At 67.1% G+C, this 14972-nt stretch carries 14 protein-coding genes; 11 read left to right on the forward strand and 3 right to left on the reverse strand.

The annotated features are described in order from the left end of the window. Positions 1–79 precede the first annotated feature (79 nt). From ACQY5K_RS16175 to ACQY5K_RS16185, 3 genes are all read right to left on the reverse strand, one after another. The gene (locus ACQY5K_RS16175; RefSeq protein ID WP_428117363.1) at positions 80–1354 is read right to left on the reverse strand and encodes a CaiB/BaiF CoA transferase family protein; all 1275 of its coding nucleotides are present in this window, start codon (positions 1352–1354) and stop codon (positions 80–82) included. 34 nt (positions 1355–1388) lie between these two features. After that, positions 1389–1724, reverse strand: a complete 336-nt coding sequence (locus ACQY5K_RS16180; protein WP_428117366.1) for a hypothetical protein — start codon at positions 1722–1724, stop codon at positions 1389–1391. 82 nt (positions 1725–1806) lie between these two features. Beyond that, positions 1807–2637, reverse strand: coding sequence for a DUF5317 family protein (locus ACQY5K_RS16185; RefSeq protein WP_428117369.1), 831 nt, complete (start codon positions 2635–2637; stop codon positions 1807–1809). A gap of 155 nt (positions 2638–2792) precedes the next feature. Between ACQY5K_RS16185 and ACQY5K_RS16190 the strand changes: the two genes are divergently transcribed. The 11 genes from ACQY5K_RS16190 to ACQY5K_RS16240 all read left to right on the forward strand — a co-directional run bounded on the left by ACQY5K_RS16190 (position 2793) and on the right by ACQY5K_RS16240 (position 14972). Next, on the forward strand, positions 2793–3008 hold the full coding sequence (locus ACQY5K_RS16190; RefSeq protein WP_419920182.1) for a biotin/lipoyl-binding carrier protein: 216 nt from the start codon (positions 2793–2795) through the stop codon (positions 3006–3008). A gap of 125 nt (positions 3009–3133) precedes the next feature. Further along, the gene (gene ccmA / locus ACQY5K_RS16195; RefSeq protein WP_428117373.1) at positions 3134–3814 is read left to right on the forward strand and encodes a heme ABC exporter ATP-binding protein CcmA; all 681 of its coding nucleotides are present in this window, start codon (positions 3134–3136) and stop codon (positions 3812–3814) included. Then, a complete protein-coding gene (locus ACQY5K_RS16200; RefSeq protein WP_428117376.1) occupies positions 3786–4472 on the forward strand; it encodes a heme exporter protein CcmB in 687 nt (228 codons plus the stop codon). The genes ccmA and ACQY5K_RS16200 overlap by 29 nt, the downstream gene beginning before the upstream one ends. Before the next feature lie 75 nt (positions 4473–4547). Beyond that, a complete protein-coding gene (gene ccsA, locus ACQY5K_RS16205) occupies positions 4548–5330 on the forward strand; it encodes a cytochrome c biogenesis protein CcsA (RefSeq protein ID WP_428117379.1) in 783 nt (260 codons plus the stop codon). A 183-nt stretch (positions 5331–5513) separates the two neighbouring features. After that, on the forward strand, positions 5514–6074 hold the full coding sequence (locus ACQY5K_RS16210; protein ID WP_428117382.1) for a cytochrome c maturation protein CcmE: 561 nt from the start codon (positions 5514–5516) through the stop codon (positions 6072–6074). Next, complete coding sequence (locus ACQY5K_RS16215; RefSeq protein WP_428117385.1) at positions 6071–8104, forward strand: heme lyase CcmF/NrfE family subunit; 2034 nt, start codon at positions 6071–6073, stop codon at positions 8102–8104. The genes ACQY5K_RS16210 and ACQY5K_RS16215 overlap by 4 nt, the downstream gene beginning before the upstream one ends. Continuing rightward, positions 8101–8805 (forward strand): TlpA family protein disulfide reductase, encoded by a 705-nt coding sequence (locus ACQY5K_RS16220; RefSeq protein WP_428117388.1) that lies wholly within the window; start codon positions 8101–8103, stop codon positions 8803–8805. The genes ACQY5K_RS16215 and ACQY5K_RS16220 overlap by 4 nt, the downstream gene beginning before the upstream one ends. After that, entirely contained in the window at positions 8802–9992 is a 1191-nt protein-coding gene (locus tag ACQY5K_RS16225) for a cytochrome c-type biogenesis protein CcmH (protein ID WP_428117390.1), read from the forward strand. The genes ACQY5K_RS16220 and ACQY5K_RS16225 overlap by 4 nt, the downstream gene beginning before the upstream one ends. Before the next feature lie 124 nt (positions 9993–10116). Further along, positions 10117–11259, forward strand: coding sequence for an Mrp/NBP35 family ATP-binding protein (locus tag ACQY5K_RS16230; RefSeq protein WP_419920190.1), 1143 nt, complete (start codon positions 10117–10119; stop codon positions 11257–11259). Next, the gene (locus ACQY5K_RS16235) at positions 11256–12875 is read left to right on the forward strand and encodes a protein adenylyltransferase SelO (protein WP_428117394.1); all 1620 of its coding nucleotides are present in this window, start codon (positions 11256–11258) and stop codon (positions 12873–12875) included. The genes ACQY5K_RS16230 and ACQY5K_RS16235 overlap by 4 nt, the downstream gene beginning before the upstream one ends. A gap of 381 nt (positions 12876–13256) precedes the next feature. Next, complete coding sequence (locus ACQY5K_RS16240) at positions 13257–14972, forward strand: hypothetical protein (protein WP_428117397.1); 1716 nt, start codon at positions 13257–13259, stop codon at positions 14970–14972.

A 14972-nucleotide genomic window follows, 5' to 3' on the forward strand; every position in this document is an offset into this window, starting at 1 on the left:
AGCGTCATGAGCGGCGTCCGTGAGGGCGCCGAGCTATCGGCAACGAGCCGACGTAGGGGCACCCCTTCAGGGGGGTGCCTTATGCGTTGCCCTCTATGAGTTCGGAACGGCTGCTTGCTCGACGTGACCGCCACCCCGGCACGACGATGACGCCCTTGTCTCGCAAGCCGTCAATCTCGGCCGCGTCGTAGCCGAGTTCGCTGAGAACCTCGACCGCGTGCTCGCCCAGCAGCGGTGCGTGCCGGCGCAAGCGCGTCGGCGTCTCGGAATAGACAACCGGGTCAGCCACGTAGCGGTAGGACCCTTCGGTCGGATGCTCGGCGAGGCTCACCAGGCCGACTGCGGTGAGCTGGGGGTCCGTGTCGAGCTCGGCCAGGTCCATCACCACTGCGGCAGGTATCGAGTGCTCATCGCAGTAGGCAACCCACTCGGCCGTGGTTCGACGCTTCGAGAGCTCGCCCAGAATTCCGTACAGCGCATCGATGTTCGTGATCCGAGTGTTGTGATCGGCGAAGCGCGGATCGTCGGCGAGCTCGGGCTGGCCGGCGAATTCGAAAAACGCCCGGAATTGCGCGTCGGTGTAGGGCAGCAGACACACCCAGCCGTCCGCAGTCGGATACGGGCGTCGATACGGTGTCAGCAGCCGCTCATATCCGAATGGCCCTTCGGGCGGCTCGAACACGGCGCCGCGATAGTGCTCGACGAGGTTGAACGCCACCATCGTCTCGAACATGGGCACTTCGATGGCTTGAGCCACGCCGGTGCGCTCACGGTGAAACAGAGCAGCGAGGACCGCTTCGACGATGTGCAGCCCGGTCACCTTGTCGGCAATGACAGCAGGCACGAATCCGGGCTCGCCGTTGATTCGCGCGATCAGGTTTGACAAGCCCGAGGCCGCCTGGATGGCGTCGTCGTACGCTGGCTTGTCGCCGTAGGGGCCGTTGCTGGCGAAGCCGTTGGCGCGGCAGACGATGAGTTGCGGATGATCTGCGCGCAGCGTGTCGGCATCGAGGCCGAGGCGTGCGAGGGCAGCGGCGCGCATGTTCGAGATGAACACGTCTGCGGTCTCCAGCAGGCGCCGCATTGCATCGCGGCCTGCCGGCGACTTGAGATCCAATGCGAGCGAGCGCTTGTTGCGTTGGATGTTGAGGCTGAAGCCCGACATGCCTGCGGTGCGAGCGGGCAATCCATTGCGGGTGGAATCGCCAGCCAGCGACTCGATTCTGATGACGTCTGCGCCGTGATCGCCCAGCATCCGGCATGCCAGAGGACCCATCAGCACCGTCGTGAGATCCACGACGCGCACGCCGTCAAGCGCGCCGGCGGGGGCATCGGGCCCAGAAGCGTCTGTCATCCGAGAGGCGGATTGAGGTCGTTTCACTTGGCGCTCACGCTCCGGGTTCGGTGTCGGTGGTCTGAGCGCCGCGCGCAGCCAGTGCAGCAGCCTGGCGCTCTTCGCGCTCCGCGGCCTTGATTCCGTAGCTCATGACGATCGTCGGCGCCAGAAGCATCGAGCCCACGATGAGCGCCACGGCAATGAGTGTGCTGAGGGCCGGTGTGTAGGACGTGCGAACTCCGATCGCCCCCAGTACGAGGGCGCCGACGTAGAGGCCATATCCCGCCCGCTGCCCCCCACTGGCGATCCGTCGCAGTCGGGCGCGCCGAACAGCGACGTCGTCGTCGGCCTCGCGTCCAGCGCGATCGAGTCCTGCGTCGTGGGCCACGGTCTCATTATCGTGGCGAGAGCCCCTGACTGCCTCACGTCGGGCGACCGAGTCCTCGCCATACAGCGGGACCGGCTCGATCTCAGGCGGTGAAGAGTTGTTGCTCGTTGGCGCGAGCGGACTCCTCGCAAGCCGCTGATGGCTCGGCCGGTGTGTCCTGTTCCTCAGCGTGCCACGGCGCTGGGGCCGGCCACGACGCCGGTTCGACACGCGTTGCCCACGACGGTTGGAGTCGTCCCGATCCGGGCGTGTCGGAAACGCCGACGAGCGCCGGATTCTCCAGCGTGTTCTGGTGCATTTCGTGTACTGGCGCTCTCGCCACGCCCGAGCGTTGCTCGGGGATCGCCTCGTTGACCCGGGTACCGACATCGGCAGGCCACATGAGACGGAAGCAGACGTTCGCGAGTCCGACGGCGGTCACGAGATCGCCGAGAGTGATGACGTCGCGCAGGGGAGCCAGCGGGATCGTTCCACCCAGGAACGCAGCGATGGTGGTGTCGCCGTTCCACCGGCGGGCTGCACCGAGCAGCACTCGGTCAAGGCCGTCCGCGTCAACGATCCCGGCGGCGATCACGGCACCCTCACTGACGGGGAGATAACCGTTCAGCAGCAGCACGAACAGGTTGGCAGCAAGTCCGACTGCTACGACTCGCATGCCGACGAGATGTCGATTCAGCAAGCAGCCGGCGAGCAGGAGCGCCAGCGAGATGCCCAACGCGAAGCGGGCGGCGAGCATGTTGGTGTCCAGTCCGACGGCGACGGACAGAACAACACCGAGCGCGAGAACAGGCCAGTACGCGATCTGCAGGCGCCGGAGCCGGGCGACGATGTCCCGAGGAGTGCTGCCTGTGATGAGCGCTGCGGCCAAGCCGAGACCGAGTCCTGCGGCAGCGATGAGAACGATGAACAACACCGCGCACCAACAGTACAGATTGCCTCAGCCAGAATTGCGGATCTTCGCCAGGCAATGTCGAGGGTGCCCCGGACGAGCGGGCGCCAAGACCAGGTGGCTAGTTTTGCGTCGGCAATTGCGCGCACGACCCGCGTATTTGGGAGAGGCACGACTCGATGGACGTCCGAGCTGAACTGACCGCGACAGTGTGGAAAGTGGTCGCCGAGGTCGGCGCCGCGGTGTCTGCCGGCGACGAACTGGTCATCCTCGAGTCGATGAAGATGGAGATTCCCGTCGCCGCGCCCGAAGCCGGCACGTTGGCAGCGCTCAATGTGAATGAGGGCGACGCCATCTCAGAAGGCGACGTGCTCGCAGTCATCGAGACGTCCTGAACCTGGGTCGACCGACGGCACCGGCTGGGCGCCGGAACTCGCTGAAGCCAAGACACGCCCAACACAGGGCGCAGGTGACCCCGAGGCGGCGTCCGCCCCGAACTCAGCCGTAGCATTGGCGCGCCGTGGGTGCTGCTGTTGGCTTCGAGGGTGTCGTGGCCCTGTTGGACCGTTTCCCAGCACTGGCGGGCGTCGACCTCAGCGTCTGCGCCGGTGAGGTCGTCGGGATCGCGGGACCCAACGGTGCCGGCAAGACGACGCTGCTTCGAGCCTGCGCCGGGCTGGTGCCGCTGCGAGCCAAACGGGCCGAAGTTCTCGGCTTCGACCTCTTGGCAGATCGACGCGCCGTGCGGCGCCACGTCGGGTTGCTCGGGCACCGAGCGCCGCTGTACGGCGATCTGAGAGTCGCTGATCAGCTGCGTCATTGCGCAGCGCTCCTCGATGCTGACGCGAGCGAGGTTTCGAGTGCGGCGGAACGATTCGGCTTGGGCGGACGGCTGGAGTCGGTGGCAATCCGGCGGCTGTCGGAGGGTCAGCAGCGACGTGTGGCGCTGGCGTGCCTGACCATTGCACGTCCTCGACTGTGGCTGCTGGACGAGCCCCATGCCGGATTGGACGCGTCAAGCCGGGCCGCGTTGGACGAGTTGCTCGCAGGAGCCGCAGCGGCGGGTGCAACGGTGATGCTGGCAACCCACGAGACCGGTCGTGCCGCCGTGGCCACCTCGCGTCAAGTGACCTTGGTCGGCGGGCGCGTCGCGGCGGGCGGCGGAGTGCGCGATGAGACTGATTCGTCCGATGTGGCGTGAGGCCTGGCTGATCTGCCGCAAGGACCTCATGATCGAACGGAGGGCGCGGATCACGCTGGGGCAGATCGTGCCGACGGTGCTGCTCATCCTTGTGGTTTTCGCGTTCGCCTTCGACGCGAACGTGTCACTGCTGGGCGCGGGCGCGGGGGGTCTGTACTGGGTGGCGTTGCTCTTCGGCGGCGTGCTCGGTGCCAAGCGCAGCTTCGACATCGAGGCGGAAGGCGGGAATCTGGACGCCTTGCGCATGGGTGGCCTCGAACCTGGTGCGGTCCTGTGGGGGAAGGCTGCGGCGCTCGCTGCACAACTCGCCGTCATCGGGGCGGCGACCGTCGCAGGGCTGCTGATTCTCTATTCGGTGACCGTTGACGACTGGTTGCTGCTGGTGGTAGCGGCAGTGACGGGAACGGGGGCGTTCGCGGTGTGCGCGACTGTCTACGGCGCCATGACGGTAGGACTGCGGTCCGCCGATACCCTGCTCCCGCTGCTGCTGATCCCGGTAGCGGCACCGGTGCTCTTGGCCGGGACCCGAGCGTTCGACGTAGCGCTCGGAAACAGCGCCGACCAAGGCTGGAGCTGGACTGCACTGCTCGCAGTGGTGCTCGTCACCTATATCGCAGTTGGCTGGGCCGCCGCGGGTCCGCTGCTGGAGGACGCCTGAGCTATGCCTGCCACGGCTGCTGAGCCCGACCTTCGCCCGTCGAATCCCAGCCCGTTGCCGGCTGCGGGTGCCGCAATGACGGGAAGTGTTGCCACCAGAGTGCTCGGTGTCATCGCCGTTGCCGCCGCAGCCGTCATGGCCCTGCTGGCGTTGTGGATCTCGCCGCCCGATGTCGTGCAAGGCGATGCCGTCAGGCTGATGTATGTGCACGTGCCCTCGATCTGGGTCGCATACGCCTCGTTCGTGGTGACCGCCGCGGCGAGCGCACGCTTGCTGTGGCGAAGTCGAGCAGCTTCGCCGTCGAGTGGCTCGGCGACAGCGATGCGCCGCTTAGACCGCATCGCTGGTGCCGCCGCAGAACTCGGCGTGCTGTTCACCGCGCTGACGCTGTTGACGGGCTCGCTGTGGGGAAACGTGACGTGGGGCACCTATTGGCAGTGGGATGCACGTCTGACAACCACGGTCTTGCTCTTCGTGACCTATCTCGGCTACCTCGCCTTGCGTCGGTTGCCTTCCGAACCCCGCATGCGAGCGCGCCGGGCCGCTGTGATGGCGCTGATCGCCACCGTGAACCTGCCGATCGTGCACTTCTCGGTGGACTGGTGGCGCACCCTGCACCAAGAACCCAGCCTGAGCGTCGGCCGTCGCCCCGAAATCACCGGAGAGATGCTTTGGACGCTCATGTACTCGTGGGCGGCCGTCACCGTGATTGCTCTGTGGCTCGGTGTGCACCGCTTCCGGGTGCTCCGCCTAGAAGAACTGGCTGAAGAGGAAGCCATCGCCCACCTGCTCGAAGAACGACGCGTCGAGCAGGCAGTCGGACCCCCGACGACGATCAGGCAGGCGCGCGATGACTGACGTCGGCACCATCGCGAGCGCCTACGGCCTGACACTCGTCACGATCGCGGGGTACGCCGCATGGGTACTCCGCCGCGGACGGTCTCTCGGTCACAGCCTCAATATTGGCCTCGGGGCTGAGACAAACGATCGAGGACCCGCCCCGGACTCGCCTACTGAGTCGAACCCCGATCCCGCGCAACCATGACCGACTTGGAGCCGCGCCACCCGCTCGACGACGACGACCGTGCTGGGGCACGTCAATCCCTCGGACGCCGACGCAAACGGGTCGTCGCGATCGCCGTGGCAGCCCTGCTCGTCGTCGGTGGACTGGTCGCGATAGCGGGTCTGCGCAACGCCACGCTGTTCTTCCGCAACGCCGATGAGGCGATCGCCCAGCGAACGGATCTCGCGGAGCGCCGATTCCGGTTGCAAGGCCGGGTGGTGCCATCGTCGGTGGCTTCGGACGCCGGCGTCACGGTCTTCGATGTCGTGCACAACTGCGCAGCGGTGTCGGTGCGCCATACGGCCGACCCGCCGGCGCTGTTCGAGTCGCCGTGGATCCCCGTCGTGCTCGAGGGCCGCTGGGTCGCAGCAGAGACGGTGACGGTCGCAGGCCGCGACACGCACTACTTCGCCAGCGACAACATGCTGATCAAGCACACCAACGAGTACGCGGACGCCAACGCGGAGCGCATCCCGGATCTCAATGAGCCGCCCGAAGGGTTTCTCGACGACTGCGCATTCGAGGTGCCCCGCCTGTGACCGCCCTGGCGGGCACGTTCGGCGTCGTCATCGGCGGAGTCAGCGCGCTCGGCGGAGTCACAACATTGGCTATCGCCGCGGCGCGGCGCCAGCCTGAACGCGCTCGAATGGCGCTGGCGTGGATCGCAGCGATGAGCGCCGGTTGCCTGCTGGCTGTCGTCGCAATGGAAACCGCCATCGTGGCCGACGACTTCTCCGTGGCGTACGTCGCCCGCAACTCCACGATCGCCACGCCGCTTATCTACAAGTTCGCGACGCTGTGGGGGGCGCTGGAAGGGTCCATCCTGCTGTGGGCGCTCGTGCTGTGCGGCTACGTCGGTGCCGCTGCGTGGCGCTTCCGCCACCGGACTGCCGAGCCGACCGTGGCCTGGGCGCTGCTGGTCATGCTCGCCGTGTGCGTGTTCTTCTTCGCATTGCTGGCCGGACCGGCGAATCCGTTCGCCACCCTCGCTGAGCCCCCCGCAGACGGCGGTGGCCTCAACCCGCTGCTGCGCAACCACCCGCTGATGGCGATCCATCCCGTCATGCTCTACCTGGGATACGTCGGTTTCACGGTGCCCTTCGGATTCGCAGTGGCAGCGCTGATAACCGGACGCCTCGACAGTCGATGGCTCGCTGACATGCGTCGCTGGGTGCTTGTGGCGTGGGGGTGTCTCGGCATCGGGATCCTGCTGGGTGCGTGGTGGTCCTATGAGGTCCTGGGCTGGGGCGGCTATTGGGCGTGGGACCCGGTGGAGAACGCGTCGCTGTTGCCGTGGCTCGTCGCCACCGCGTTCGTTCACTCGCTCATCACCCAGCAGCGCCGTTCGATGCTGCGGGTGTGGAACCTCTCGCTGCTGATCGCGACGTTTGCCCTGACCATCTTCGGCACATTCCTGACCCGCTCGGGCGTGCTCGAATCGGTCCACGAGTTCAGCGAGTCGACGCTCGGTCCGCTGCTGCTGGGCTTCTTCGCAGTGATTGTCGGCACCGGCGTGGTGCTCATTGCGTGGAGAGGCGAGACGCTGCGCAAGCCGGCCAGCCTGGGCTCGGTCTGGTCGCGGGAAGGGTCGTTCCTGGGCAACAACCTGGTGTTCGCGGTCGCCGCATTCGTCGTCCTGCTTGGCACCGTGTTCCCGCTGCTCGCCGAAGCCGTGTGGAACGACCGGCTCGCGGTAGGCAGGCCGTACTTCGACCGGATGCTCGCGCCGGTCGGCTTGGCGCTGCTCGCGCTGATGGGACTGTCTCCGGCGCTCAATTGGCGCAGCACCCCAGCCGAACTGCGGTCACGGCGCCTGCTCGTACCTGCGGGTGCGGGCGCAGCAACGATGGCCATCTCGGTGTGGGCTGGCGCGCATGGTTTCTGGCAGGTGCTGGCGCTGGGCCTCGGCGGATTTGCCATCGGCAGTGCGGGCCGGCTGCTGTGGCTCGGCGCGCGGCGCAACGGCTGGCGCGGGCTCCTCGGGCGCACCGGCGGCGGGATGATCGCGCACATCGGCGTGGGCATCATCGCCTTCGGCTTCATTGCCTCGGGCGCATTCGACTCCGAAGGCGAGTTCACCCTGTCGCCGGGCGAGTCGGGCGTGGTGGCCGGGCACGCAGTCACCTACGTCGGCATGACCGATGGGCTCGAGAGCGGCAACCGCGTTGTCCGTGTGCGTGTCGAGGTGGAAGGTCGCGGCACCTTCGAGCCGGCGGTGACCCGCTTCGCCGAATTCGGCCAGCCGATCTCGACGCCGTCGGTGGCGACGAGCCTCATCGACGACGTCTACCTGTCGCTGACGGCGATCCCCGACGTCGGCAGCGACGAGGTGGCACTGCGCGTGCTCATCAAGCCGCTCGTGGCATGGATGTGGCTGGGAGGCGCGGTGCTGGCACTCGGCATCGCAGCAGCCCTGCTGCCGAACCGATTCGGGGCCAGAGATCGCGTTCGACGCAGTGGCGGGCACCGAGCCGATTTCCCCAGCGCGCACGCCGATGCCACTGCGGACGCGATTGCACCCGACGGCGGGGACCCGACCCGCTCGGCGGCGCAGGACTCGGTGCCGTGAGCCCAAGAGCCGACGACAGCTCGACGCACGAGTCCGCGTTGGGCAGCGACGCAGTGAGCGGCGGCGCCCGCCGGCGTCCGAATGCGGCACGCGTCGCCGCGGTGCTGGTGGGCTTGGCCGCAGCGTCACTCATCGCCGTGCTTGCAACCCGCGACTCTGACGACGGCAGCATCCGTGCCGCCAGCCCGCTCATCGGAGAACTGGTGCCGCATCTGCGCGGCGAGTTGATCTGGCCGCCTGCCGCGGCCGAGGGCGACCGCCCGCTGCCCGGTGTGCAGATCGGCGCAGACGGTGTCGCACGCTTCGACATCGATGCCACACCGCGGCGCTGGGTCCTCGTCAACTTTTTCGCTTCGTGGTGCGTGCCGTGTGTGCGAGAGCATCCTGCGCTTGCGGAGTGGATCGAGCGACATCAACACGATGGGGCGCTCGTTGCAGTTCCCTTCGGTGACCGCACCGCGGACGCACTCACCTTCTATGAACGTCTCGGTGGTGACTGGCCCGTCGTCGACGACCCTGATGCCCGATGGGCGGTCGCGTTCGGCGTGCTGCGACCGCCGGAGTCGTTTCTCGTGACGCCCGACGGGATTGTCGCCGCTCGGTGGCAGGGACAGATCACTGCCGACGATCCTGACTCTGTCATAGCGGCGCTCGTGGCTCAATGGAACGCCGACGCAGACCCGACAGGGTCGACGCGGTGACTGAATCTGGCCAGGCTGCGCCCGCATCGACGGCAGCGCCCACGCGCCAGTCACCCACAGTACGCCGCATCGGGTGGCTCATTGTGGTGGTCGTCGCTGTCGTCGCAGCAGTGCTCGCGACGACGACAACGCAACCCCCGGCGACTTCTGCGCAACGGGCCTACGAGCTGAAAGAAGCCACGTTGTGCCCGGTGTGCGACGGCCAGAGCGTGCTCGAGTCGAACGCACCCGTCGCAGCGGCAATGCGCACCCAGATCGACGTCTGGGTTGATGAGGGGCGAAGCGACATCGAGATTCGAGCAGAGCTCGCCGATGTGTACGGCAAGGACGTGAATGCTCTCCCGCCCGGCGACGGAGCCGGAACAGTGGTCTGGGCGTTGCCGGTCGTGGTGTTCGCCGCTGCCGCAGCTGGTCTGTGGGCGGCGACGCGCCTCTGGAGACGCCGAGCGTCGGCCGTCGATGACGTCACTTCCAGTGAAGCTGAGATCGAGAACGATGCTGGCGATGCTTCGAAGAGCGTTGATGCCGGAACCGGTCGGCTGACGGGTCGGCTTCGACGAGCCTCGGTCATCACAGTCAGTGCGCTCATCGTGATTGGCGCTGCGGCGGGTCTTCTCGTCGCCCGCTCAACGGGCCTTCGGTTGCCCGGCGAGACGATCTCCGGTGAGATCGATCGCTCGGCTCGCTCCCTGCTCGTTGATGCGCAACGTCAATTCGCGGCGAATCAGGTCGCCCAAGCGCGCGCCACGCTCAACGAGATCTTCCGCATCGACCGGGATCTGCGCGGTGCGCTGCTGCTTTCGTCTCGTCTTCACTCGGCCGAGGGCGACGTGTTGGCGGCGCTGACCGATCTCGACCGGATCCTCGCTGCGGATCCACTGGATACCGAAGCGTTGGCACTTCGCGGCTGGCTATTGGTTCGAGTGCCCGACCCGGAGCTCATCGCCATCGGCATCGCCACGCTCGACGCGGCCGTGGCGCTCGACCCCGCCGAGTTCGATCCATGGGTCTTTCGTGGTTATGCCGCCCGGTACATCGAGAACGATCTCGCGGCCGCAATCAGGCATTACCGGGTCGCGCTTGACCGCAATCCGCCGCCTGCGATGGTCGCCCAGCTCGAGAGCGCAATTTCTGAGATGGAAGCCGAACCCGAGACCGGGCTGCGCCCCACAGACGCAGACGGGTAGCGAACGGGCCGTAGCGAATTGGCCGATCTCGCCAGCGACGATGACGCCAGTAGCGTGCGACACGGGCCCCGCGAACAGATGAACCATCGCCGCGCCACCCAGTCACCGCCATTGAGGGAACTCTGTGAACAAGGCCGATAAGCAGCTCGCCGCAGTCGTGGCCGAGGTCACCGACCCAGAGCTGCGCCGCCCGTTGGGACAGATGGGCATGCTGCGAGGAGCTGCGGTGGCCGGGCGCGCAGCGCAGGTGCTGGTCGCCTTGCCGTCAAGAGACTGGCCTGCCGCCGGCCACCTCGAAGACGCTGTCGCCACCGCAGCGTGTGGCATCGCGGGCATCGAGACCGCTGTCGTGGAATTCACGGTGATGAACGAGGCCGAGCAGACCGCGCTGCGTGCTCAGCTGATCGGAGATCCGGCCGCGACTGCGGGCACCCACGAAGGACACGGCCATGCCGAGGGACGTGCCGTTCCGTTCGCGCAGGCCGGGAACAAGACCCGGGTGCTGCTCGTCGCAAGCGGCAAGGGTGGCGTCGGCAAGTCCAGCGTTACGGTGAATATTGCCGTTGCCCTAGCGCAGCGCGGCATCCGAACAGCGGTGATCGACGCTGACGTGTGGGGCTTCTCGATCCCGCGGATGCTCGGCGTGGCCCGTCCGCCCACGGTGATCGACCAGATGGTGGTACCCACCGAGGCGTACGGCGTGCGCTGCATGTCCATGGGCTTTTTCGCCCGTGAAGACCAGCCCGTCATCTGGCGCGGCCCAATGCTGCACAAAGCGCTCGAGCAGTTCCTCACAGATGTCTTCTGGGACGATCCCGACTGCCTGCTCATCGACCTGCCGCCGGGGACCGGTGACATCTCGCTCTCGCTGGCGCAGTTCTTGCCCCGCTCGGAGCTGCTGGTGGTGACCACGCCCCAGCCCGCTGCGCAGAAAGTTGCCCAGCGAGCGGCACACATGGCGTCACGCGTCAACCTGCAGGTGCGCGCGGTCATAGAGAACATGAGCTGGTTCTGCGGCGACGACGGAAAGCGATACGAGCTGTTCGGCGCCGGCGGCGGACAGGCCCTGGCCGACGAGCTCGACGTGCCGTTGCTGGGACAGGTCCCGCTGGTGCAGCAGCTGCGCTCGGGTGGTGATGTGGGCAAGCCCATCACCGCCGAATACCCCGACAGCGAAGCCGCCGGCATCTTCCGCGAAATGGCCCGTCTGCTGTGCGAGGAGCACCTCCCCACCCGGCGCTACAACGAGGGACTGAAGCTGCTGTGAGCGCCGTCGGCACAGCGCCGCCGATTTCCTCGTTGGACGAGGTCCGCTTCGACAACCGCTTCACGGCCGCGCTTCCGGCCGATCCCGACACCGTCAACCACCGCCGGCAGGTGATGGAAGCCTGCTACTCGCGGGTTGCTCCCACCCCGGCGCCCAGGCCGCAGCTGCTTGCGCACAGCGCCGAGATGTTCGACCTGCTGGGGTTCGATCCCGCCCTGGTGAACGATCCACAGTTCGCCGCTGTCTTCGCCGGCAGCACGCTGCTCGAAGGCATGGACCCGCACGCCCATTGCTATGGCGGTCATCAATTCGGCTCGTGGGCCGGTCAGCTCGGTGACGGCAGGGCGATTGCGCTCGGCGAAGTGGTCGACCGCGCCGGCCAGCACCAAACCCTGCAACTGAAGGGCGCCGGGCCGACCCCGTATTCCCGCACGGCTGACGGTCTGGCGGTGTTGCGCAGCTCGGTACGCGAGTTCCTGTGCAGCGAAGCCATGGCGCACCTCGGCGTGCCCACCACCCGGGCGCTCAGCCTCGTGGGAACTGGTGACTCGGTCATGAGGGACATGCTCTATGACGGCAACCCGGCGCTTGAGCCGGGAGCGGTCGTGTGCCGCGTGGCGCCCTCGTTCGTGCGCTTCGGCAACTTCCAAATCTTCGCCTCCCGGGGCGATGTCGAGACGCTGCGCACACTGACGGACTTCGTCATTGACGCCGACTTTGCCCACTTTTCAGCCGAGCCCACACCCGATCGATATGTGCGGATGTTCGACGAGGTCGTGCGAAGCACGGCCGACATGGTGTGCGAGTGGCTGCGCGTCGGCTTCGTCCACGGCGTGATGAACACCGACAACATGTCGATTCTGGGCCTCACCATCGATTACGGCCCCTACGGATGGGTTGACGACTACGACCCCGATTGGACCCCCAACACCACCGACGCGGCCCACCGCCGCTACCGGTTCGGCACTCAGCCGCAGGTAGCGCAGTGGAATCTCATGCAGCTCGCCAATGCGCTGTACCCGTTGGCGGGCGAGGCGGATGGGTTGCAGGCGGCGCTCGACGCCTACGTGCCGTACTTCCAGAAACAGTGGACGGCCATGATGGCCGCCAAGCTCGGACTGCCCGGGCTTGACACCGACGCCGACCGCGAGCTGGCCACCGGGGTGCTCGAGGTGCTGCGGCTCGTCGAAACCGACATGACGGTGTTCTGGCGACGCCTCGCCACGGTGGCAACCGCCGAGGGCATCGACCCGGCTGAACGCATCACCCCGTTGGCCGACGCCTACTACCGGCCCACCGAGGTGACCGACGAACATCGCTCAGCCACGAGCGAGTTCATCGAGAGCTACGTGGCCCGGCTGCGGGCGCTGGGCATCGCCGACCGGGCCAGGGCCGAAGCCATGAACCGGGTCAATCCCAAGTACGTGCTCCGCAACTACCTAGCCCAGCTGGCGATCGACAGCGCCACCGAGGGCCGCCCCGAAGCGATTGGCGAGCTGCTCGACGTGATGCGCCGCCCCTACGACGAACAGCCCGACCGGGAGTCCTACGCGGCACTTCGGCCCGACTGGGCGCGCACCCGGGTCGGTTGCAGCCAGCTCTCCTGCAGCTCCTAGCACCCTGATCGCTAGGCCCCTTGGTGGTCTAAATCCGCTGGTCAGAGCTAGTTTCTGGACGTACGTGAAACGTTCGTTTTTCTAGCGCGGCCGCGAGCGCCTGTCAAGTCAATCTGCTACGCGAATTCAGCCGGAATACCGAACAGCGCGCGATAGCCGCAAGCCCGCATAGCCGCTGGAGAACTCGCGTCCCGGCGTCGTGCACGCGCGCGACCAGCCGAGGACCTGTGTCGTGTCTGTTCCTGTCCGATCCGGGTGTGCGCAAAACGAACGATTCACGACCGTGCCGGCCGCTGGGGCGGCATCAGTTGCATCGGTCCCCCCTTTCGGCTGGCGCGGCTGTGAATCGCACACACGCCAACCCGCCCGGAAGGAAACGCCATGTTCGAGATGCTCGGCATCTCCAAGAGAACCGCAGCAGCGCTCGCAGCGATGGTCGTGCTGCTGCCATTGCTCGTGTTCGTAGACCCGTCGCCCAGCGCAGCGCACGAACAGACCACGCAGCGCTGCGACTATGACCCGATATCGGGCCAGAGCTACAACTGTCGGAACGTGCCCGTCAGCCACGTTCACCCGCCGAACCACTACTCCCCGCCGCCCGACACATCGCCGTCCACAACAGCGGCACCGCCCCCGACCACCGCGGCGCCTCCGCCCACAACAGCGGCACCGCCCCCGACCACAGCCGCGCCTCTGCCGAATCACTATTCTCCGCCGCCCGACACCTCACCGCGACCGACAACCCCGCCGCCGAATCACTATTCCCCGCCGCCCGACACCTCACCGCGGCCCACGACCCCGCCGCCGAACCACTACTCCCCGCCGCCCGACACGTCACCCCGGCCGACAACTCCGCCCACCACGACAGTGCCGCCCACCACGCAGCCGCCCCAGTGCCATTGGCCGAACCACAGCCACGGCAGCACCTGCCACGCGCACAATCTCACGCCTCCGTGCGGAGTCGGCACCTGGGCGCCCCATTCCGGCCACAGCCCCGTCACGAGCCCGCCGTGCCCCACCACGCCGCCCAACGGCGGCGAGGACGGCGATGGCGGCGAGTGCGCGCCGACGTCGTACAGGCCGGGCGGGAGCGGCCCGACCGTCCGCGACGCCGAGGCCCACCGTCACGCCATGGGCACGCAGCGCAACCGCAACGGGGCCACCATGTCGGCCTGCCACCCCGTCGCCCAGTCGCACTGCAACGAGGACTGGCACGAGCATGTCCACGGCTCGCAGAACTGCCACCAGACTTACCGGCGGCTGAGTTCGTCGCTCTCGGACCAATGGCACCACTGCACCAACGGCCAGCACGAGCACGAGCACAACTCGGGCCAATGCCACCACAAGGACGAAGTGCACTGCGAGGACGGCCAGCACATCCACGAGCTCACCGGACGCAACGGGAACCAGGTCGACGGGGATCTCCACAGGTCATGCCACGACTTCGGAGACCACCCGTGGATTCACGAGGAATGCGGTGAGGGCAACCACAACCACCGTGGTCGGATGTTTCCCGAAATACGCGGGTGCCACAACGAGGACACCCAGCACAACAGCGGCGAACTGACTCGCACCGATGAGTTGCTCTTTTGGGGCACGGGCGAAGCCGTCTGCTTTCCGGCCGGGGGTGCTGTCGTCAAGGCGGCGAAGATCGTCGCCAAGGGCGCTTCCTGGCTGAAGAAGATCCTCGCCAGCCAAAGCGCTCAGGGCACCATCGAGATCGGCGCAAACATCGGCTGCGGCGCGCTGTGGGACAGACTCGTTATAGAGGAGGCGCGACAGCACGAGGCCAACAAGAAGGAGGATCACAACGACCTCGACGACAGCGACACCGGCGACGCCAACAGCGAGCCCGAGCCGGCCACGACTCAAGCGCTGCCGAGGCCGCCCACGACAGAACGCCCGCCAGCACCCACGACGATGACAACTGAAGTGCCGCCGGCGTACTGCTCAGCATTCGAGAGCTTCGGCCGCTACACGTCCGGCGGTGAGCCGATCGGGGAGGTCGTTCTCCACCGGGAGGACGGCAGCACAGTCTCCTACCAAGGCTCGCGGTCGTGGGTGGAGGCCACATGCCAGCAAGCCCTCGGCCAATGA

The sequence above is a fragment of the Candidatus Poriferisodalis sp. genome, assembly GCF_965262965.1.
Lineage (GTDB): Bacteria > Actinomycetota > Acidimicrobiia > Acidimicrobiales > Poriferisodalaceae > Poriferisodalis.

What these genes read in the sequence shown, in the direction of transcription:
- ACQY5K_RS16200 (WP_428117376.1), top strand. Translation starts at nt 3,786, where the DNA reads ATGAGACTGATTCGTCCGATGTGGCGTGAGGCCTGGCTGATCTGCCGC.
- ACQY5K_RS16240 (WP_428117397.1), top strand. Translation starts at nt 13,257, where the DNA reads ATGTTCGAGATGCTCGGCATCTCCAAGAGAACCGCAGCAGCGCTCGCA.
- ACQY5K_RS16190 (WP_419920182.1), top strand. Translation starts at nt 2,793, where the DNA reads ATGGACGTCCGAGCTGAACTGACCGCGACAGTGTGGAAAGTGGTCGCC.
- ACQY5K_RS16175 (WP_428117363.1), bottom strand. Translation starts at nt 1,354, where the DNA reads ATGACAGACGCTTCTGGGCCCGATGCCCCCGCCGGCGCGCTTGACGGC.
- ACQY5K_RS16210 (WP_428117382.1), top strand. Translation starts at nt 5,514, where the DNA reads ATGACCGACTTGGAGCCGCGCCACCCGCTCGACGACGACGACCGTGCT.
- ccsA (WP_428117379.1), top strand. Translation starts at nt 4,548, where the DNA reads ATGACGGGAAGTGTTGCCACCAGAGTGCTCGGTGTCATCGCCGTTGCC.